We start from the raw sequence: 20665 nt of genomic DNA, 5'->3' as shown, positions 1-20665 counted from the left end.
TTCCCGAACTGCTTCATTTACCTGATTAATTGTTCCGCTTTTGGCAAAATTTGTGCACCGGATCGCGCGGTGAGATCATAATTGTAAATATCTGTACGGTACTGGGTACGCCCGTCTTCACCAACAAACGCCGTCAGGTAGTAGAGATTGACCGGAATATTGTGTCGGATATTCACGTAACGCGTATCCCCCTGTTTCAGGGCATCCGAAATACGGGTGTCGTTCCAGCCCGCATCCTGCAGCAGCATGTTGGCCAGCTCCGAGGCTTTGTTCACGCGTACACAGCCAGAACTTAGCGCACGAGTCTCTTTCTGGAACAGGTTGTGATTCGGAGTATCATGCAGATAGATCGCTTCTGAACTCGGCATATTGAATTTGTAGCGCCCCAGCGAGTTATGCGCCCCGGGAGCCTGCTGGAAACGGAACGGCAGATTCGCCGGCGTGATCGTCGACCAGTCGACCATATAAGGATCAATCGCTTCTTTGCTGTTCCAGCCGCGCATCACCGTATAGCCATGACGTTCCAGATAACCCGGATCGTTCCACACCTTCGGCAGAATGTCTTTACGCGCCAGCGTCGGCGGCACATTCCACGGCGGGTTGACCACCACGTTATTCAGCGCGCTGCTCATCAGCGGTGTTTTGCGATCCGGCCGCCCGACAATGACGCGCGACGCCAATACTTCGCTTCCGTTCTGGTAATAGACCAGCGAATACGCCGGAATGTTAACCATTATCCCGGTGGAGAGCGTGCCCGGCAGCAAGCGCAACCGCTGGATATTCAGCGCCAGCACCCCGGCGCGTTGCGCAGGTGAAACGTTCAGCCAGTCACGCGTTGATTTGCCGATTACGCCATCCGCGCCCAGCCCCTGAGCCGCCTGGAATTGTTTAACTGCCGCAACCAGTTCCCGAACGTAAGCCGCGGGCTTATCACTCAACGTCTTCTCTTTTACGGAGGCTGACGGGCTAACCACCGCGTCTTGCGCCTCATCGCCTGGAAGGGCTATCTTCGGTCCGCTTTCCAGCAGGCCGGAGCGTTTCAGAATTTCACGCAGGGCGGGAACATCGCTGCTCCATTGTCCCGGACGCAGCGTCGCGGTACCGCGCATTTGCGGCCACGGGCGAGAATCCGCCACCAGCGTAAGCAGCGACTGATGCATCGTGGCATATTGCGGATGCGCCGGCGCGAGGCTGGCAATAAACTGCGGCAACTGGCCGTTGTCCAGGGCCAGTTGCCACTGATTAATCACTGACAGGGCTGGCGTCGCCAGCTTATAAGGCTTATCACTGTACAACCAGCGGTTGCCGTTGACCGGAATACCTGCCACAAACTGCAGGTAGCCCATCATGGCGTCAGACAACACCACATCCCGTGCCTGACCGGTAACCGCCGGGTCGGTTAACAGTTCCACCCACTGCGTAAACTGAGGCTGGAAACCTGCTATCGCCACTTCCGCCAGCTGTTGCTGGAAGGCGCGCACGGCATCCCGGTTTTCCCACATGGGTTTCATATCGCGCGCAGCATACAGCAGCGTAAGCTGGTTAATATAGGCGGGTGTATATCCGGCAGGAAGCCCTGAGCGCAGTTGCTGACTAAGAGACGCTGCGTCGATACCTTCCGGTAACGGTCTGATGCCGGCCATAATAGCCGTCGCCGGAGATTGATCCAGCGGTTGCGACAGCGACGTCGGCTGTGCGCCGGTCGTGGCGGAGCTGTCAGTCGGCACGATTTCAGGCTCATCGGCCTGAGCGGTTAACAGTGGAGCAAACATCACTGTCAGGCACAAACCGAGTGCTGACAGCTGACGACCACATTTATTCTTTAGCAACATCCCTTGCCCCCTGTTTTCTCACGACATGCCCATCACTCTGGGGCTTTTCTTCATTATAGAAAGGCTTAAACAGTGTTGCCTTACCTTATGTAAAGAAGCTTAAAGATAACGCAGCGGAAGAAAGAAGTTAAGTGATAAGAGAAAACCCCCGCAGCAGGAAAGCTGCGGGGGAAGACATTACTCTACGGTTAAGAGAGTATTGATGTGATAACTTAATAGCCGGGTCCGGGTATTGTAGTCCTGCCCCTCAAACGTTATCACGCCCTGATAACTCCCCTCAGGTAACGACGGATTGTCGCTTGCGTAATAATCCAGTTGCGGTTTATTACGTGAAGTTTCGCAGACAACTGCGTTGTTAAACGGAACAGTGACACATCCCTCTGTCTGTCTGACACCTTTAAATACCACACGATAAACTACACCGTTCTCATCTCTCATCGGCACGGTCAAGGTCGTGGCTGGCTGATTTGAACGTCCGCTTACATATAAAGATGTTGGGCCATCCGTATCACCTGTGGCAATAAATCCGACCGAGATATAATCCGTAATAACGTCACCTTTATAGCGTCCTGATGCCCCTGTGATATTCCAGTCATAAGAGACAACATCAAAGAAAGTCACACTGCTGTCTTTCAGCGTGGTAGCGCCTGCCGTAGCCGTTACCGTCACCGCCCCCCGGGTTCCGCCTTTCAGGGTGATGCTTGTTTTACCGGAACTGTCAGTCGTGCTTTCCGTTGCAGACAATGTATTCATAGTGGTTGTCCAGGTGACAATTCCCCCCTGTACCGGGTTACCGTTAGCATCATTTACTACTGCGGTATAGGTAACCCCAGTCCCGTTTATCATCACACGGGTGGAAGACGGCGTCAGAGAGACCAGCGCTGCTGTTTTAACATCCCCGATAAATGTCACCGCACCGTCGGTTTTCTTACCGCCGGGATTCATCGCGGGCGTTGCCGTCACCTTCACCGTGCCCGCTTTCACTGAGGTTCCCGCAGTGGTCGCCGTGCCATTTACATCCGTATTGCTGCTGGCTGGCGCAAGCGTCACGCCGTCCTGAGAGCTGCTCCAGTTCAGGGGGGCCCCCGTCAGTACATTATCGTTCGCATCCGTCACCGTGGCTGTCCAGACGATCGCATCGGCACCGTCAGCCACCGCCTGCGTTTTATCTGCCTGGATGTCGGTGACCTTCGCCGTCGCCTGGTTACCCATGACCTGCAGCGTCTGCTCCTTATGACTGGTTCCAGTGGTGGCCGTTACGTCGATACTGCCCGCCTTCAGGGTGGTAAAGGTGACAACTGCCTGACCCAGCGTATCCGTCACCGACGAGTTGGCGCTAAAGTTGCTGCTGGATTCACTGCTGCTCCAGTTCACCGTCGCGCCGGCCACCGGATGGTTGTGCGCATCTCTGACCTGCGCCGTCAGCGTCACGGTATCTTTCCCGGCAACAATATCCGTCAGTTTGTCTGCCGTCAGGTCTGTAACCTGCGCCGTGCCGCTGTCCGCCGTAAAGCTCAGATCGGCAAGTGACTGAGTGGTCCCGTTAGAATCCGCTATCACGGTATATTTCGCCACCTCCTCTGAAGTGAGTTGAACCTGCGCTACGCCGCGGGCATCCGTTTTACTGCGATTGACCGACAATTTCCCTGTGGCGGGTGACACCTGCCAGTTCACATCCGAATCGGCCAGCAGGTTACCGTTTTTATCGGTAACCGTAGCGCTGACGATAATGGCATCCGAACCGTTGGCCAGTGCAGAAGGTTTATCGCGGGTCATGGAGGTGACCTGCGCTGTCGCAGCGTCCGCCATGAAGGTCACCTTATCCGCCGCCTTCGGCGTCGCCTCGCTGGTCTGTGCCGTTACCACCACATCGCCCGCCTTAACGGAGGTTATCGTAATCTGCGACGTGCCGTCTGAGGCGCTGAGGGTCTGTGCGGCACTGAGCTTCACCTCGCGGTTATCCGCCGACCAGTTCACCGTCGCGCCCGCGATCGCATTCCCTTTCGCATCTCTCACCGTGGCTTGATAGGTGATGCTGTCCGTGCCGTTTGCCAGCGCCTGCTTTTTATCAGGGATAATCTGGCTGATCACGGCCGAGTGGATATCCGCCACAAAGGTGATCGGGTTCGTTTCCTGAGTGGTCCCGTTGACTTCTGCATTCACCGTAATGGTGCCGGTTTTTGGCGATGTCAGGGACAACACCGCATTACCGCTGCTGTCAGTGGTCGATGTTTTTGTGGTAACCGGGGTATCGTCCATTTTCTGCACCGTCCAGTTCACCGTCACGCCGGAGAGCGGGTGGCTGTAGCCATCCGTGACCTGTGCCGTTACCGTGTTCGTGTCAGCATTATTCGCCACTACCCTGTCTTTTTCACTGTCAACCGCCACCACTTTTGCCGAGGACATATCAGCGGTGAACGTCATTGATGATGAACTGAGGGCATTGCCGCCCTGTAATTGCGCCGTCACCACCGTGGTGATGACATCCTTACTGGACACCTGGATTTGCGCGGCGCCGGTCTCATCTGTGCTGGTCTGAGAAGCAGACAGTACCGCCTGAGCACTGTCGGCAGACCAGTTCACCACGGCGTCTTTCAGCACCTTGCCGTACTGATCTGTCACGTGTGCCGTCAGGGTGATGGGCGCGTTGCCGCTCGCCAGCGCGCTGTTTGCGGAGGTTTCGAGCGTTGCCAGCTGCGGTAAAACGACCGTCGCCTCTTCAATCAGATTCGCGGTGGCCAGTGTTATGGCGCCATCAATTAGCGGTTGAATGGTCAGGGTGTCCGGCGTAGTGCCGCTGGCCAGTGTGGCCGAATAAATGCCTCTGCCGGATTCCGTAAAGGTCCCTATCGTCGGCGCCTTCCCGGTCGTTGCCTCCACGGCTTTCGCGGCAGCGGTGACCGTTGAGGTCAGCGTGGCCGTCAGCCGTGAAGCCAGGCCCGTTGCAGCTTCTCCCGCGCTGGTTTTAAGCGTTACGCTCACCACGGCAGGGCTTTTCCCGTCTGCCGGCACCTTCACCGGCGAAATGGTCGTTGTGGACTGCAACGTACTGATATCAATGCCGTTCACCGTGACGCTCATCTTCTCCGGCGACGAGGCATTGCCCTTTTTATCCCACGCAGTGGCGCTCAGGGTGTAGCTGTTACTGCCACTGCCCTGCCAGGCTGGCAGCGTCATGACAACCTGTTCCGGGCTGCTGCCCGCTGTGATTTTCCCGCCGTGGCTGAAGAAGCTGTCACCCTGCCATTCAATGCGGTCGAGACCGTGCTTCGCTTTCACTTTTACCGTCATGGCCTGCTTTGACTGCTCCGCCCCTTCCAGTTTCGCTGGCAGTGAGAGGGAAATCAGCTCCTGCTTGCGGTACTCCAGCACGATGTTGTTGTTGCGATCGACCAGATCCATTCGGCCCCCCTGCAAGGTGCGGCGCAGCGCCACCTGCGACGGGTCGAGCTGAGCACTCAGGGGCACACCCGGTGTCCAGGTCAGGGCCAGATTCACCTGGGTGTCATTTTCACCGCTCTTGCCCATCTTCTGGTTAAGCCCCATCGTCACCAGCGGTACCGGGGTGTAGTTCACGCCAAGCGTGACGGCATACGGATCTTTTTGTCTGTCGTCTTCGTCATCGCCAGACAGCCCGACGCTGTGACCAAAATATTGTTCGTACATAATATTCGCACCCAACTGCGGATATGCCGGTAAATAACCGGTGGCACGAATATCAAATCCGTTTGCAGCACGCTCGTCGTAATCGTCATAGCGGGAAGAGGAGATCCAGTCGCTCAGACGGAAATAACCGTTCGCGGACAGTTTCAGGTAATCCCATCCCAGTTCGGTACCAACACCAAGACGCTGATGCTGATTACCGGAAACCTGCCGGTCGTAGAAAATATTGGTTCCCCACATCCATTCCTCGTTAAAATGGCGATAGCCAAAACCGCCATTGATACTATTACGGTCATCGTGACGACGACCACCCAGTTGGGTGAAAAGCAGATTTTCTTTTTCGTTATATATCGGAACCAGTAAATCCAGTTCGGAATCATTAAGCGTGAAATGTTCGTCAGTACTGATATTCACCCGGGCGGTACCAAACTGGCTCAACCACGCCTGCACGCTGGAGGCCGCTTTGCCGGTAGCGGCGTTGACCACTGTGTTGCCCAGCGCGTAAGAGGCGTTGTCACTACTGAGCAGAGAACCAGCCTGCACTGCAGCCTGCGCGATATTGTCTGCTCGTTGCGCTGAATTTTTTTCCGTTTCTTTTTCAGGGGAGGAACGTGTTTCCTGGGCGCTGGCATTAAAGACCGGAGAGAGATAAAACAATGAGGAGGGCGGGAGTAACTGCAGTACAATCTGTATGCAGGCAAGTACTTTCCTGACGTTGGGTTGCATATAACGGGGTCCATGAATTATATAGTCCATATTAATCCCGAATCTTACCGTTCCATTAACGCCTCATTCAATCAACTCAGGGCGTAACCCAAAACAATAAAATACGTCTTTAATTCATGGACGAAATATCTGCATGCCGCTTCCGTTTAAAATTGCTTTAAGACATTAATATAAATAGATAGCATGAATACAAATAAACAATAAACTCATTTTTTACTGGGCTTATTTTTTCTTATTTTAATTTTCAGTACATTTAAATAAAAAACGCAACCCCGAAAGGTTGCGTTAAAAGAGAACGTATTGATTACGATGCGTCAGCCGTACCAGGCAATGATTCCGGCGGCTGCGGCGCAAAACCGCGCAACCCGACAACGTGTACGTGCTCACTGTTCTGGAACACCTTACGCACCAGTTTATAGGTGGTCCCTTTTTCCGGGCTGATGTTTTCCGGTGCCGCAATGATGAGCTGCATATCGAGACGTTCGCAAAGCTCAAACAGCGTGGCGATGGATCGGGCATCAAGACGCGCCGCTTCATCCAGGAACAGCAGTCGGCATGGGGAGATGTCTTTCCCGCGCAGACGACGCGCTTCATCTTCCCAGCTCTGTACAACCATCACCAGAATCGACATCCCGGTACCAATTGCTTCACCGGTCGAGAGCGCCCCGGATTCCGCACGCAACCAGCCGTCGGAGCCACGGTTTACCTCAACTTCCATCTCCAGGTAGTTACGGTAATCCAGCAGCTCTTCACCGATGGTTTGTGGCGTACGCTGCCCCATATCAATCTGCGGGTTCAGGCGCTGATACAGCTTCGCCAGTGCTTCAGAGAAGGTCAGACGGTTGCTGTTGAACAGGTCCTGATGCTGCTCATGCTGCTCAGACAGCACTTCCAGCAGCGTCGCGTGGGCTTCACGCACGTTGACGTTGAGGCGCACGCTGTTCACCTGACCAAACGACACGCTCTGCAGCCCCTGGTTCAGCTGGCGAATACGGTTCTGCTCGCGCTGAATGGTTTTGCGGATGATATTTGCCACGCTGCGGGAGCTGATCGCCAGCTTCTGCTCACGGGAGGTCAGCTCTTCCGTCAGGCGTCCCAGTTCGATCTCCATCTGCTCGATGGCTTCAACCGGATCGTCGGTACGGATAATGTCCTGACGAATACGCTCGCGCAGGTGCTGGTAAACCGCCACGAAGAACTGAATTTTACGTTCCGGACGTTTCGGATCCTCTGACATCCGCAGAACATCGCGCAGATGCTCGTTATCCGCCACCGCCAGACGCAGCGCACCCAGCGCCTTATCCGACATGGAACGCAACTCATCGGCAGAGAGGTAAGCCAGTTCACGGCGGTGCAGACGGCGCTCAACGTTATTGTCTTTCACCATCCTCATGACCGCGCACCAGCCCGCCTTCGCGCTCACGACCTGCTCACGCATTTCATGGTAGTCACGCTCCAGCTTGCGCAGGCGACGGGTCAGGTTATCCATTTCCGCTTCACAGAAGGTCAGCGCTTTTTCCAGCTGATTGCGACGTGCGCGGTTATTACTGAGCTGGGCATGCAATTCGTCACGACGAATGCGCGCCCGCTCTTCTGCCCCGCTATCAGCACGCACGCCGATGTCCTGAAGCTCTTTGTGCAGATCGTTGAGCAGCTCTTTCTTGGTATCGAAGGAGCTTTTCAGTGAAGCCAGCACCTGGTTGTACTGGTTCAGCTGAGCGGAGTGGCTGCGCATCGCTTCACGGGCGCGGGTACGTTCCGCTTCAGCCTGCTCAAGGCGCTGACGCAATTTTTCGTTCAGATCGCTGTTACCGCTCAGCATTTCGGCCGAGTCGGAGTAGCCGAAGTGGGCACGGCGCTGCACCACTTCCGTCAGGGCAAACGCCTGCTGGCGCGCTTCTCGCTGCACCTGCTGCGACCAGGCATAATCTTCTTTTAACTGCTCGAACTGTTCCGGGTCGCTCTGCAGCACAGACACGACGGGCTCCAGCTTCGCCAGCTGGTTACCGTGCTGCTGCACAAAGCGGGCGGCTTCCTGCGCTTCATCCAGACGTTCCTGGATCTCATCCACACGGTCAGCCAGCGTGTCATCGGCCAGCAGATTCAGGCGCGGCAGGATACGGTTAAGGGCCGCAACGCCCTCTTTCGCCTGCTCGAACTGGACGCGGCTCTGCTGGTTATCACTTTCGTGCGCGGCAATCGCACGCTCCAGCTCACCACGGCGGGTGTTGAGCTTGCGAATTTCCGCTTCCGGGTCAGCTTCAAAGGCCACGGCCAGATGGCTACCGATAAAGCGGCTGAACGCCTGGTGCAGACGCTGGGTTTTCTGGACGTCAAACGACAGGGTCGCAAAACGTTCAGACAGCGTTTCACGTTCGGCGTGCAGGCTTTCAATGCGGCTTTCACGCGCGGCGCGGCCAAACAGCGGCAGTTCGGGGAAGCGGGAATAACGCCACTGGCGATCGGCGATTTTCACCACCACCGCTTTTTCCAGCTCATCGACGCTGAATACGCTGTCATCAAATGACTGCGGATCCCCTTCAATCAGGTAGAGATCTTCCGGGCAATCTTCCAGACCGGCAAGCTGCTCAGAAATCAGCGACAGATCCGGAACCACAATCGCGTTACGCGACGGGCCATACAGCGCCGAGAAGTACGGCGCATCATCCAGACCGACATCGTCATAAATTTCAGACAGCAGCACGCCGCCAAAACGCTCCGCCAGGGCATTGAGACGCGGGTCTTCCGCACCGCCCGGCTGGCTTAAGCGCTCAATTTCTTCGTCGACGTCACGCTTGCGCGCGCCCACTTCATCACGCTCAACAATCGCCTCGCGCTCGCGCTCCAGCAACTGCTGCAGATATTCAGTGACTTCCTGGCTGGATTCGAACTGCTCGCCACACTGCTCACTCAGCTGGTTAAGGCTGCTCTGGGCCGCCAGCCAGACCGGTGCACGCTGCAGCAGCGCTTGCGAGCGGGACTGAAGCTGCTCCAGCTCCTGGCGCAGGGTCATGCGCTGTTCGCTGGCGCTGGATACGGAATCGGAGAGCGCGGCAATACGGGCTTCCAGCTCCTGATGCAGGGCTTCAAGCTCGTCGAAATCGTAATTTTTTCCCTGCCGCTTGCAGAACTCCGCCAGCAGACGCTCGGCTTCCTGCTGCTCGCGCAGGCGCTGCTCCAGCTCGTTAAGACGCATACGCAGCGGCTGAACCTGCTCGGCCAGATGGCGCTGGTTCACGCCATCGCGCAGCAGCTCGCGGGCAACGTCCCACGCTTCGTTACGGGCCAGTGGACCGTTAATCGCTACCACCAGCTGATAAGCCTGCTCAAACTGGCTGTGCGCCGTTTGCGCGACGCTCATTTTCTGTTCGAGGGAGAACAGTTTTTCCGTTGCTTCCTGCTCCTTTGCCTGGAAGGTTTCCAGCCATTCGTCGGCGCTGTCCGGCGTTAAGTCGGGCAGATGGCACAGCTCTTTTGCACGCTGTAACGCCTGCAGGGCCTGGGTGTACTGAATCGCACGCGTCTGCTGCACGTCCAGCGCCTGCTGGTAATCGGCAAGCTGGCTTTTCAGCTCATCCACTTCCAGCTCGGCGGCTTCGGCGCGGGCTTCGTTCTCTTCCTGCATCTCGGCGGCTTCGGCCACCACTTCATTTTGCTCTTCGAGACGAATTTGCAGTTCATCGAGATCCGCTTCATAGCGCTCGATTTTTTCCTGCTGACGCAGTGCGGTTTGCACCAGGTTCAGATGATCGCTGGCAGCCTGATAATCGGCTTCCAGATCGCCCTCAGCACCGTTGTGTTCGCCCAGTTCACGCGCCATTTCAACGTGCTTATACTGCTCGGCCACCAGCTGTTTACGGGAGGTAAAGAGCTCACGACGATACTCTAATGCCTGATCGAGATGCACCCGGCGCTCGTTGGCGTGACGCATGTAGTCCGCCGCCACGTAGTTGGTGGCCTCGCTGATCAGGTGTTTAAACAGATCGCGGTCAGACTGGGTAACGCGAATGGCTTCCAGCGTCATGCGGTTTTCACGCAGCGCCGCTTCCATATCCTGGAACGCCTTCCGCACCCCACTGTTTTCCGGCAACAGGTAGTCGCGCAGGGAGCGGGTAATGGCGCTGGAGATCCCGCCGTACAGGGACGCTTCGATCAGACGGTAGTATTTGCTACGGTCAGATGCCGTGCGCAGACGACGCGCCACCACGCCCAGATCGAACATCAGGGAGTGGTAGTCGGTAATCGAGTTGAACTGCTTGAACTGCACGCCTTCGATAGTCTCAAGCTTATCTTTCAGCTCCTGCAGCGTCAGTACGCGCGCCTGGCGTTCGTTCAGGGTTTCCGTCAGCAACGCCGTCGGCTGCATTGAGGTTGGCAGTCCCTGAATGGCGAACGGTTTAATATCGACTTTACGGTCGCGCCCGGCCACCTGCTGCAGTCGCACGCCCACCACCACACGCTGATGACGGGAGTTAATGACGTCCAGCACCGAATAACAGACACCGGCCTTCAACTTACCGTGGAGGCCTTTATCGCGGGAGCCGCTTGTCGCCCCCGCTTCGGTGGTGTTACGGAAGTGGAGCAGCGTCAGGTCAGGGATCAACGCCGTGACAAACGCCGCCATGGTGGTGGATTTCCCCGCGCCGTTACCGCCGGAGAGGGTGGTCACCAGCTCGTCCAGATCGAACGTTCGGGCAAAGAAACCGTTCCAGTTAATCAGCGTCAGTGAGCGAAATTTACCGCGTTCAATCATTACTCTTCCTCCCCGCTATCCGGCAGATTCTCTTCATGCTCATCATTGAGCTGCAAATGGTTTTCCACCGGCATCGCTTCACCGTCGCGGATCATGCGAAGCTGCGCTTCACGCGCGTCGTCACCCGCACGCACGTCGGCGCCGAAGCGGAAGACAGATTCCGTAATGCGGAATTTGCTGCTGTCGTGGCCCATAAACCAGACCATCCCCAGACGGCGCAGACGGTTCAGGGAAGAGCGGACTTTTTCCTGTAATTTCTGACGATCGAGATCCGACCCCGTTGAACGGTTATTGACCAGCTTAAGCAGCTTGCTCTCATCTGCCAGCGTTAACAGCTCATCGTAAAGCTCCTGCTGGGTGAAGATGCCTTCATTGGCCAGACGCTCAGGGCTGAGATAGAGGTAGCACAGAATTTTGCCGACCATCATATCCAGCTCGGAGAGTACGGAACGCGGAATCAGCGTCGTGGAGCGTGGGCGCAGGTAGAAAAACCCTTCCGGCGCGCGGATAAGCTCCACGTTGTAGCGTGCGTAAAACTCTTCCAGGTACTCCTGGAAGTCCATCAAAAAGGCGTGATTATCCAGCTCGTCGAGGCCAATGTGACGACCGGCACGCAGCTGGCTGTCCAGCGCCGGAAATAACGGATTCGCCAGCGCCTGTGCCAGCTTAACTGGCATCACTTGTTCAATATTTGTCAATGACATGCGCCTGTACCTTGGCTCCGTAATCGTTAATTGGCTGCCACTTCGGCGGCAGTCCGGTGAAATCTGCCTGCGCGATGCCCAGGCGTACCGCCTGGTCTACCACAATGCGGGCAATGTCGAAGTGGCGCGCGCGAGGATATTGCGCCAGATAGTCGCGCACCACGAGACCAAGATCCAGCGGCACTTGTCTGGTTTTGTAGACAGCGAGCTGTTCTTCGATCATGGCCGCAAGTTGCTCGCGAATTTCGTTAAATTCTTCATATTCCAGATCCGGTGGCAGTTCACCGGTCACCTCTTCATCGCGCAGCGCCATCTCTTCGTCGCGCATATCCAGCAGACGATCGGCGTTGGCGTAGGTCAGCGCCCATGGCGCATCGAAATAGGTCTGTACCGACTGGCGCAGACGCTGAGCAAAGACGCGGTTTTTATCCATATCGATCGCGGTACGGATAAATTTATGCACGTGGCGATCGTAGCCGATCCACAGGTCGATCGACTGCTGACCCCAGCTGATAATGCGATCGAGCTTGCTCTGCAAATCAAAGACCAGACGGTCGATAAAATGCAGATCGTCATGCGCCAGGGTCGCATCCTGAATGCGCAGCAGGTTCGCCTGCAGCTTGTCCCCCGCCGCCTCCAGCGTATCCTGCAGTTCGCGCAGCGTGCCGGAGGTTTCTGAGAGCAACAGTTCACAGCTGGAGATAGCCGCACGCCAGTCTTTATTCAGCAGTTGCGCGATATCATCTTTCACCTGCTGCTGCTGTTCGTCCATCAGACGCTGGGTCAGATCGATACTGTCGAAAATTTCCGCCACCGAGTATTTCAGCGGGGCGTAGACGTTACGGTGCCAGTGGAACTCATCACCGTTTTCATCCGCAGCATCGGCGGCACGCTTAAGCTCACCCGCCACAATCGAGAGCTGCATCGAGAGACGCAGCGTGGAAAATTCGCGCTGGCGGATGTAGTAATCGGTAATGCCGATGCCCAGTGGCGTCAGGCGATAGATGGCGTTTCCTTCCGCCTGCTCGCTGGTAAAGCGGTTCAGCAGACGTTGACGCACCATATCGTTGATTGCGTTGTTGGCACGCACGCTAATGGTTTCGCTGGTTTGCTCAAACGCATCACTGACATGGCGGAACGCGTCCACCAGTTCACCCTCGCTCATTTCCCCGTCCAGCCGTTCGCCGTTCAGCGTGGCCACCGCCAGCAGGAAAGAGAGTCTGTCTACCGGCAGCGAGATGGAGAAATCGTTTTTCCTGGCCCAGGCAACCAGTTCGGGGACTGTCTGGGAAAATTCACTCATAGGTTATCCTTGCATCTGCGGCTTGTGCGCGGTGACGTGAATATAGCGGCCAAGGCTGACAAAAGGCTCCTGACGGCAATACCGCGTTTCTAATTCTGTTAAGGTGTCAAAACAGTCACGCTGTTTGTGTTTTTCACGCAGATAATCATGAAACACCCTGACGCCCGTCTTCCCGGTTATCTTCCAGCCGATCGCTTCCAGCCAGCCATAAACCTGCTGCGGATCGCGCGGATAGTCCGGGGAAAGCGTGCGCTTTTTCTTTTTAGGCATCCCGACCTGAACATAGTCGAAGTTACCCGCAACCATGTTGTGCATCAGGAAGCCGTTAGCATTGTAGAACATCAGCGACAGCGTGCCGCCCGGGCGCAACATCGACCACAGGGTTTGTAACACGCTTTGCGGATCGGCCACCCACTCCAGCACCGCATGAAACAATATCAGATCAACCTGGGTTTCCAAATGCTGTGCAATGTCCTGAGCGGCGCATTGTATAAAATGCATGTTGTCGCTCACACCTTTCTCTTCCGCTGCACGCGTCGCACGGGCGACCATTTCAGCAGAAAGATCGCAAAGCGTGACGTGATGACCGCGTTCCGCCATTTTTATGGCCGTCTGTCCTTCACCGCCTCCGGCGTCCAGCACGCGCAACGTTTGCCCCCCGAAGGTGGCCAGAATCGTGTCCAGATCCTGCCAGAGGATCGTCTGCCGGAGCTGCCCTTTAGTGGTGCCATAAATGTTGCGCGAAAACTTTTCCGCGATGTCATCAAAATTGCGATCCCGCATTGGGAGAGTTCCACTCGCTAACTGCAAAACCGCTATTTTGTCACACCCGCGCGGAGAATGAACCTCTCTGGTGTAATATCACGGGTATTCACCTGCTATATGGTTAAAAAAGGAACCAAAAAGGATGCTTTTTACCCTGAAGAAATATGTGGGAGGGATGATGCTTCCCCTTCCGCTCCTGCTGCTCATCATCGCGCTGGGGTTGGCGCTGGTGTGGTTCAGTCGCTTTCAGAAAAGTGGCAAAACGCTTATTACGTTCGGCTGGCTGGTCTTGCTGCTGCTGAGCCTGCAACCGGTCGCGGATGGCCTGTTACGTCCCATCGAAAACAGGTACCCAACATGGCAGGGTAATCAGAAAGTGGCCTACGTCGTGGTGCTGGGTGGCGGCTATACCTGGGACCCGGACTGGGCCCCCAGCTCAAACCTGATCAACAACAGCCTGCCACGGCTCAACGAAGGCATTCGCCTGTGGCTGGCGAATCCGGGATCAAAAATGATCTTCACCGGTGCAGCGGCCAAAACCAACCCGGTAAGTACGGCTGAAGCGGGGGCCAGGGTGGCGGAATCGCTCGGCGTGCCGCGGTCATCGATCATTACCCTGGACCGCCCAAAAGATACCGAAGAAGAGGCTGCTGCGGTGAAGCAGGCGATTGGTGATGTCCCGTTCTTACTGGTGACCTCCGCCTCACACCTGCCAAGAGCGATGATTTTCTTTGAAAAGCAGGGCCTGCACCCGCTTCCGGCCCCGGCAAACCAGATGGCCATCGACGCGCCGCTCAACCCCTGGGAACGGGCGATCCCGTCCCCGGCCTGGCTGATGCACAGCGATCGCGTGGGTTATGAGACGCTTGGACGCCTCTGGCAGTGGATGAAGGGGTCCTCAGGCAAGCCAGGGCAGGAGTGATTTTGTCGCCAGATCGAAGTTGGCGCGATTGAAACGACCGGTATTCACCAGTTGCGCCACCTCGTCCCATAGCAGGTAGAGCCAGCGCCGCCAGAGAAACGCTTCGGCAACGGGCGCACGTTGAAGGTAGTGCCAAAGCAGACCTTCCGCCGCCCCGCTGTCGCTGAGCCTGAATAACTCATATTCGCGCGGTGCCCAGAGCATGACTCCCGGCCCCAGCATGGCCAGAAGCTGATCGCTGCGGGAGTCCTTGAGCATACTGCGCAGGGTGAAATTACCGTGGATCAGCACGCAGTTGTCGTTAAAACCTTCAAACAGCGCCGGTAAGCACTCGCGAGTGCGGAACAGAATACGTTTGTCCTGCATGGTTAAACCGGTGTTATTGAACTGGTTAAGCGTCCCCCACAGCACTTCGACCCGCTGGCGATACCACAGCGGCCACAGGTTTTCCTGGGTACTGTCGACCGGGCCAACGAGTCCACGGCTATCCTGACGATGCCAGGCCAGCAGCGCCTCGACAATCTGGTCCTTGAGCTGTTCCCAGCGCTCCGGCGTACGCGCCGGGGCTTCAACAGACACCCCGCGCAGCCGCTCAATCAGCAGCACATCCGGGCCAGGGTGCTCCTCATGCGTCATCACGCCGTAAACCGTCGGCATACGGACGGTTCCCTGCCGTGCGAGCATTGAAATTTTCCAGGCGAGCTGTCGGGCAACCCCCGGCGAGGTAAAGCTCCTGGCCATCAGCGGCATTGGGTTTCCCTGACTGTCGTACAACGACCAGAGCGCGGTATCAGCCTTTTCACTCACACATTCAACCCGGCTTAATTTCTCGCCAAGCAGGTGACTCAGTTCGGCACGCAGCTGTTCCATATGAGATTACCCCCATTAAGACTACTGCTTTTATAATGAGCGCGTAGAAAGCAGATGTCACCCTGCAGAGATCAATTATGGAAAAGATAGGAAAAAATAAACCGGAGAGTGCATCCCTCCATGAGGGATGCAGGCAGGATTAACGCAGTTCGGCGCGAACGCGCTCAAGATCTTCAGGAGTGTCAACGCCCGTGCCAGGGACCTCCTCGGCAACAGCAACGTGGATTTTCTCGCCATACCAGAGCACACGCAGCTGCTCCAGCATTTCGATATGTTCCAGCGGGCTCGGCGCCCAGCTCACATAGCGACGAATAAAGCCAGCGCGATAGCCGTAGATGCCAATGTGACGCAGGAATGTATCACCAATAGTCTCTTTTGAAACCGCAAAGCGATCGCGATCCCACGGAATGGTGGCGCGGGAGAAATAGAGCGCATAGCCCTCAGCATCCGTCACCACCTTCACCGCATTCGGGTTGAACGCTTCTTCTGCATGATGAATGGGTACCGCCAGCGTGGCCATTCCAACCTGACGCTGCGCCAGGTTTTCAGCCACCTGACGAATAATGACCGCCGGGATCATCGGCTCGTCACCCTGCACGTTGACGATGACCGTATCATCGCTGAAACCGCATTTCTCAACCACTTCCGCCAGACGCTCGGTGCCAGACTGGTGATCGGCGCGGGTCATACACACTTCCCCACCGGCAGCCTCAACCGCACGCGCGACATCGGGATGGTCGGTCGCCACGATAATGCGCTCAGCACCCGATTCACGGGCACGTTCAAGAACGTGCACAATCATCGGTTTGCCATTGATATCCACCAGCGGTTTACCCGGCAGCCGGGTTGAGGCGTAACGCGCAGGAATAATGACAACAAAACTCATGGTTTGCTCTCTTCTGCCACCAGAGAACGGGCTTCGTTTTCCAGCAATACCGGAATACCGTCACGCAGCGGGAAAGCCAGACTGTCCAGCTTGCAAATCAGCTCTTGTTTGTCCTGGCTGTAGTAGAGTTTGCCGTTGCATACCGGGCAGGCAATAATTTCAAGTAAACGGTGATCCATAGTTCCTCCGTATGGGTAATCGCTAAAGCTTAACACATTCCTTTTTCAGGGAGTGCCTGTTTCCCAGCCACTTCGACAGGATGTAAACAATCCATCAGGTACCCGCCCCAGCGTCACGTCGTGAGCCCCCTGCCAGCGCGCGAATTCGCTTATGGCGAGCGTTAACCCTTTTTCCAGAGCCGCCGTCACCCTGACGCCCTCTTCCAGATAAAGCGCTATGATTTCAAGCGTACCGGTCTTGCGGTGCATTTTGGCATCCATACGGCCGACCAGTTGCCCCTTGTGCAGCAGAGGTAAGACGAAGTAGCCATACTGGCGCTTGGGTGCCGGAGTGTAACACTCCAGCCGGTAGCTGAAACCGAACAGCTGCTCGGCCCGTTTTCTGTCCCAGACCACCGGATCGAAAGGCGACAGCACCGAGCTGTGGGTTGCCTGAAGTTTCTCTTCCAGCGCCTGAGGCAATAGCGGGAAGAGCTCCTTATGGAGCCACATTTCGCCCAGTGTTTCTACCATGACGGGGATTATGCGCTGTTCTTGCTGCCACATTTCCAGCAGCGGTTTTAGCGCAGGCTGGCGCAGACGGTAATAATCTGCCAGCCATTGTGAACGGAAGATACCCAGACTGCGGGCGCTGTTCTCCAGCATGATGGCCTCAGCGGCCTCACGGGAAAGCAGGTCGCGCTCGTCGTCCCAGTGCGGCATCACGCGATGCGTGAGGTCGTAAACGCGCTGAAAATTACGCCGTTCAATCACCATGACTTTGCCTGAGGTAAACAGGCCTTCCAGATGACGTTTGTGTGGCTTCCACTCCCACCAGCCGCTCGTGCCTTTCCGGGGATGTTCAAAATCGGCGGAACGTACCGGACCGTTCTCCTGAATATGTGCGATAAGCTGCTCGATTTCAGCCGCATGTTCCAGCATCCACGCCTGGCGGTATTTCCAGCCCATCTTCTCCGGCGCAAGCATACGGTGACGAACCAGGGCAAAGTCGCTACGGGGCAGGAAGCAGGCTTCGTGCGCCCAATACTCCATCAACTCCCCCTTGCTGAGCGACTCATCCAGCCACTGTGAAGGATAACTCCCCAGCCGGCTAAACAGCACCAGGTAAGGGCTGCGCGCCACGATGTTAATGGTGTCGATTTGAAGTAGCGACATGCGCTGGACGGTAGAGAGAATATCGGCAGGCTGCGCACGGCGACGGGGCTTTTTAAGCAGCCCCTGTGCGGCAAGATGTAAATGACGTGCGGCTGAAAGCGAGAGTTGCGGTAAAGACATGCGTTTTCCTGTCAGTCAAAGCGCCACCAGAACCGCATACGCGTTTATTTCACCAACGCCAGCAGTTCCTGGAGCAAGTGTTCCGGCTGCTCGCCGCTGAGTTCAGCGTCAACCGGCAGATACCACCAGTTATCTTTCGCAAAGAGACGGCATTTCACCGCATCTTTTTCAGTCATGATCAATGTCTGACCGGGCGTCGTCAGTGCGTCAACCTGTTCCACCGACAGCGCCTGATGATCGGCCAGCGGAACGCGTTTTTCAAGCCGGGCACCGCCCTGTTCCAGCGTCGAGAAGAAGCGGGGAGGATGACCAATACCCGCCATGGCGACCAGCGCAGGTAAATGAGAAACCGGACGACGTTCGCCCGTCACAAGATTGACGGCCATGCCAGGCTGGAGGTGCATAGGGATTTCGCCCGTTTTTGCCTCACCGCCGTTCACGATCACCGCATCCACGGACTTCAGCCGTGAAGCCCGTTCTCGCATTGGGCCAGCGGGCAGCCACCAGCCGTTACCAAAACGACGAACCCCATCAATGACCACAATCTCTTTATCACGCGCCAGCGCGTAGTGTTGCAGGCCATCATCCGTGATGATTATCTGTACCGCGTGTTCGGCAAGCAGGGCCCGGACGGCATCGCTGCGCACAGGCGAGACCGCGACAGGGGCGCCAGTACGCTGGTAAATCAATACTGGCTCATCACCCGCCTCGGCGGTCGTGGTTTCCGTCGTCAGCAACAGAGGGTATTTCGCCGCTTTACCGCCATACCCTCGCGACACCACGCCGGGACGGATACCGCGCTGTTGCAGTTGCTCAACCAGCCAGATGACCACCGGGGTTTTACCGTTGCCACCCGCCGTAAGATTACCCACCACCACAACCGGTACCGGCGCGCGCCATGCCTGCTTCAGCCCCAGACGGTAAAGCAGGCGAATAGCACCGCTCACCAGGCCATACAGCCAGGAGAGCGGCAGAAGCAGCAGCCACAGCGGAGATTCACCGGACCAGATGCGTGCAATCATTCGCCGAACTGCATCTTATGTAGCTGAGCATAAACGCCGCGGTGTTCCAGCAGATCGGCATGGCTTCCGCGTTCAACAATGACCCCATCCTCAACCACGACGATTTCATCAGCCTGCTCGATAGTCGACAGACGGTGCGCAATCACCAGCGAGGTACGGTTCTTTTGCAGCTCATCCAGCGCCGACTGAATCGCACGTTCTGATTCCGTATCCAGCGCAGAGGTCGCTTCGTCCAGGATCAGGATCGGGCTGTCACGCAGCAGCGCGCGGGCAATGGCGATACGCTGACGCTGACCACCGGAGAGCAGTACGCCGTTCTCGCCGATGATGGTATCGAGACCGTTATCCATCTTGTTGATAAAGTCCATTGCATAGGCCATACGCGCGGCATTCTCAATCTGCTCACGGCTGTACTCTTCAGTGCGCGCATAAGCGATGTTGTTTGCCACCGTATCGTTGAACAGGTGCACGTTCTGGGAGACCAGCGCCACCTGGTTACGCAGCGACTGCAGGGTATACTCGCGCAGATCGTGGCCGTCTAACAGAATTTCACCTTCGTCAATGTCGTAGAAACGGGTGATCAGGCTGGCAATGGTCGATTTACCGGAGCCGGAACGGCCTACCAGCGCAACGGTTTTTCCTGCCGGAATGGTCAGGTTGATATTGCGCAGAGCCGGTGTTTCGCGGCCAGGATAGGTGAAGGTCACATTGCGGAACTCAACGTCACCGTTCGCGCGCTCAATGATGCGCTTACCTTCATCTTTTTCCTGTTCGGAATCGAGAATGCTGAACAGGGTCTGACAGGCCGCCATCCCGCGCTGGAACTGGGCGTTGACGTTTGTCAGGGACTTCAGCGGACGCATCAGGGCGATCATGGAGGAGAAGACCACGGTGATGGTACCTGCCGTCAGCGTCTCCATCACGCTTGGGAAGCTTGCCGCATACAGAACGAACGCCAGCGCCAGTGAGGCAATCAGCTGAATAATCGGGTCAGAGATGGAAGAGGCTGACACCATTTTCATTCCCTGCAGACGCATTTTGTTGCTGACTTTATCAAAGCGTTTTGTTTCGACGTCCTGACCACCAAAAATCAGAACTTCTTTATGCCCTTTCAGCATCTGCTCTGCGCTGGTGGTCACCTGTCCCATCGTATTCTGCATATTCTTGCTGATATTGCGAAAGCGCTTTGACACGACGCGAATAGCCACGGACACGACCGGTGCCAGTACGATAAGGATCAGCGACAGCTGCCAGCTGTAGTAGAACATCATCACGAACAGCCCGATAATCGACGCGCCTTCGCGCACAACGGTAATCAGCGCGCTGGAAGAGGAAGAGGCAACCTGCTCGGAGTCGTAGGTAATACGCGACAGCAACGTTCCGGTCGACTGTTTATCGAAGAACGCAACCGGCATGCCCATCATATGACTGAACAGTCGACGGCGCATGGTCATCACCACTTTTCCTGAAACCCAGGAAATACAGTAGCTGGAGATATAGCTGGTGATACCGCGTAAGATCATCAGTCCGATCACCACCAGAGGCATCCATAGCAGCACTGAGCGATCCGTTTTACCAAAACCGTCGTCCAGTAACGGTTTAAGAAGCGATAGCATAAAAGTATCGCTGGCTGCGTTGAGGATTAACGCTACACCCGCCACGATCAAGCCTGCTTTAAAAGGAGCAATCATCGGCCAGAGTCGGCGGAACGTTTGCCACGTGGAGAGATCTTTGTCGTTATGCATTCAAAAAACCAGCATTGTTG

13 protein-coding genes are annotated in these 20665 nt (G+C 56.3%); 1 reads left to right on the top strand and 12 read right to left on the bottom strand.

What is annotated here, in order from left to right; translation table 11 throughout:
* Positions 1-17: 17 nt before the first annotated feature.
* From ldtD to cmoM, 6 genes are all read right to left on the bottom strand, one after another.
* Positions 18-1832: a L,D-transpeptidase gene (ldtD, locus tag GM298_RS04930; protein ID WP_266153710.1), complete on the bottom strand. Its 1815-nt coding sequence runs from the start codon at positions 1830-1832 to the stop codon at positions 18-20.
* A gap of 177 nt (positions 1833-2009) precedes the next feature.
* The gene (locus tag GM298_RS04925; RefSeq protein WP_266153709.1) at positions 2010-6038 is read right to left on the bottom strand and encodes an Ig-like domain-containing protein; all 4029 of its coding nucleotides are present in this window, start codon (positions 6036-6038) and stop codon (positions 2010-2012) included.
* Positions 6039-6525: 487 nt separating this feature from the next.
* Entirely contained in the window at positions 6526-10974 is a 4449-nt protein-coding gene (mukB, locus tag GM298_RS04920) for a chromosome partition protein MukB (protein ID WP_266153708.1), read from the bottom strand.
* Complete coding sequence (mukE, locus tag GM298_RS04915) at positions 10974-11678, bottom strand: chromosome partition protein MukE (protein ID WP_008499954.1); 705 nt, start codon at positions 11676-11678, stop codon at positions 10974-10976. Before mukE ends, mukB begins: the two co-directional genes overlap by 1 nt.
* Positions 11659-12981 (bottom strand): chromosome partition protein MukF, encoded by a 1323-nt coding sequence (mukF, locus tag GM298_RS04910; RefSeq protein WP_025756001.1) that lies wholly within the window; start codon positions 12979-12981, stop codon positions 11659-11661. Before mukF ends, mukE begins: the two co-directional genes overlap by 20 nt.
* Positions 12982-12984: 3 nt before the next feature.
* Positions 12985-13764: a tRNA uridine 5-oxyacetic acid(34) methyltransferase CmoM gene (gene cmoM, locus GM298_RS04905; RefSeq protein ID WP_025756002.1), complete on the bottom strand. Its 780-nt coding sequence runs from the start codon at positions 13762-13764 to the stop codon at positions 12985-12987.
* Positions 13765-13888: 124 nt separating this feature from the next.
* Between cmoM and elyC the strand changes: the two genes are divergently transcribed.
* Complete coding sequence (elyC, locus tag GM298_RS04900; protein ID WP_262747324.1) at positions 13889-14668, top strand: envelope biogenesis factor ElyC; 780 nt, start codon at positions 13889-13891, stop codon at positions 14666-14668.
* Here the strand turns inward: elyC and GM298_RS04895 are convergent.
* The 6 genes from GM298_RS04895 to msbA all read right to left on the bottom strand — a co-directional run bounded on the left by GM298_RS04895 (position 14645) and on the right by msbA (position 20645).
* Positions 14645-15538: a YcbJ family phosphotransferase gene (locus tag GM298_RS04895; protein ID WP_025756004.1), complete on the bottom strand. Its 894-nt coding sequence runs from the start codon at positions 15536-15538 to the stop codon at positions 14645-14647. The genes elyC and GM298_RS04895 overlap by 24 nt on opposite strands.
* Before the next feature lie 139 nt (positions 15539-15677).
* A complete protein-coding gene (kdsB, locus tag GM298_RS04890) occupies positions 15678-16424 on the bottom strand; it encodes a 3-deoxy-manno-octulosonate cytidylyltransferase (protein WP_094918150.1) in 747 nt (248 codons plus the stop codon).
* On the bottom strand, positions 16421-16603 hold the full coding sequence (gene ycaR / locus GM298_RS04885) for a protein YcaR (protein WP_006174474.1): 183 nt from the start codon (positions 16601-16603) through the stop codon (positions 16421-16423). The genes kdsB and ycaR overlap by 4 nt, the downstream gene beginning before the upstream one ends.
* Positions 16604-16648: 45 nt before the next feature.
* Complete coding sequence (locus GM298_RS04880) at positions 16649-17878, bottom strand: winged helix-turn-helix domain-containing protein (RefSeq protein WP_266153704.1); 1230 nt, start codon at positions 17876-17878, stop codon at positions 16649-16651.
* Between the two features lie 44 nt (positions 17879-17922).
* Positions 17923-18900, bottom strand: coding sequence for a tetraacyldisaccharide 4'-kinase (gene lpxK / locus GM298_RS04875; RefSeq protein WP_262747316.1), 978 nt, complete (start codon positions 18898-18900; stop codon positions 17923-17925).
* Entirely contained in the window at positions 18897-20645 is a 1749-nt protein-coding gene (gene msbA / locus GM298_RS04870) for a lipid A ABC transporter ATP-binding protein/permease MsbA (protein WP_045284485.1), read from the bottom strand. Before msbA ends, lpxK begins: the two co-directional genes overlap by 4 nt.
* Positions 20646-20665 lie beyond the last annotated feature (20 nt).

This window comes from Enterobacter sp. HSTU-ASh6 (assembly GCF_026319105.1).
In the GTDB taxonomy this organism is placed as follows: Bacteria; Pseudomonadota; Gammaproteobacteria; order Enterobacterales; family Enterobacteriaceae; genus Enterobacter; species Enterobacter sichuanensis.
The sequence above is the reverse complement of the archived record's forward strand: the minus strand, read 5'-3'. Positions and strand labels throughout refer to the sequence as shown.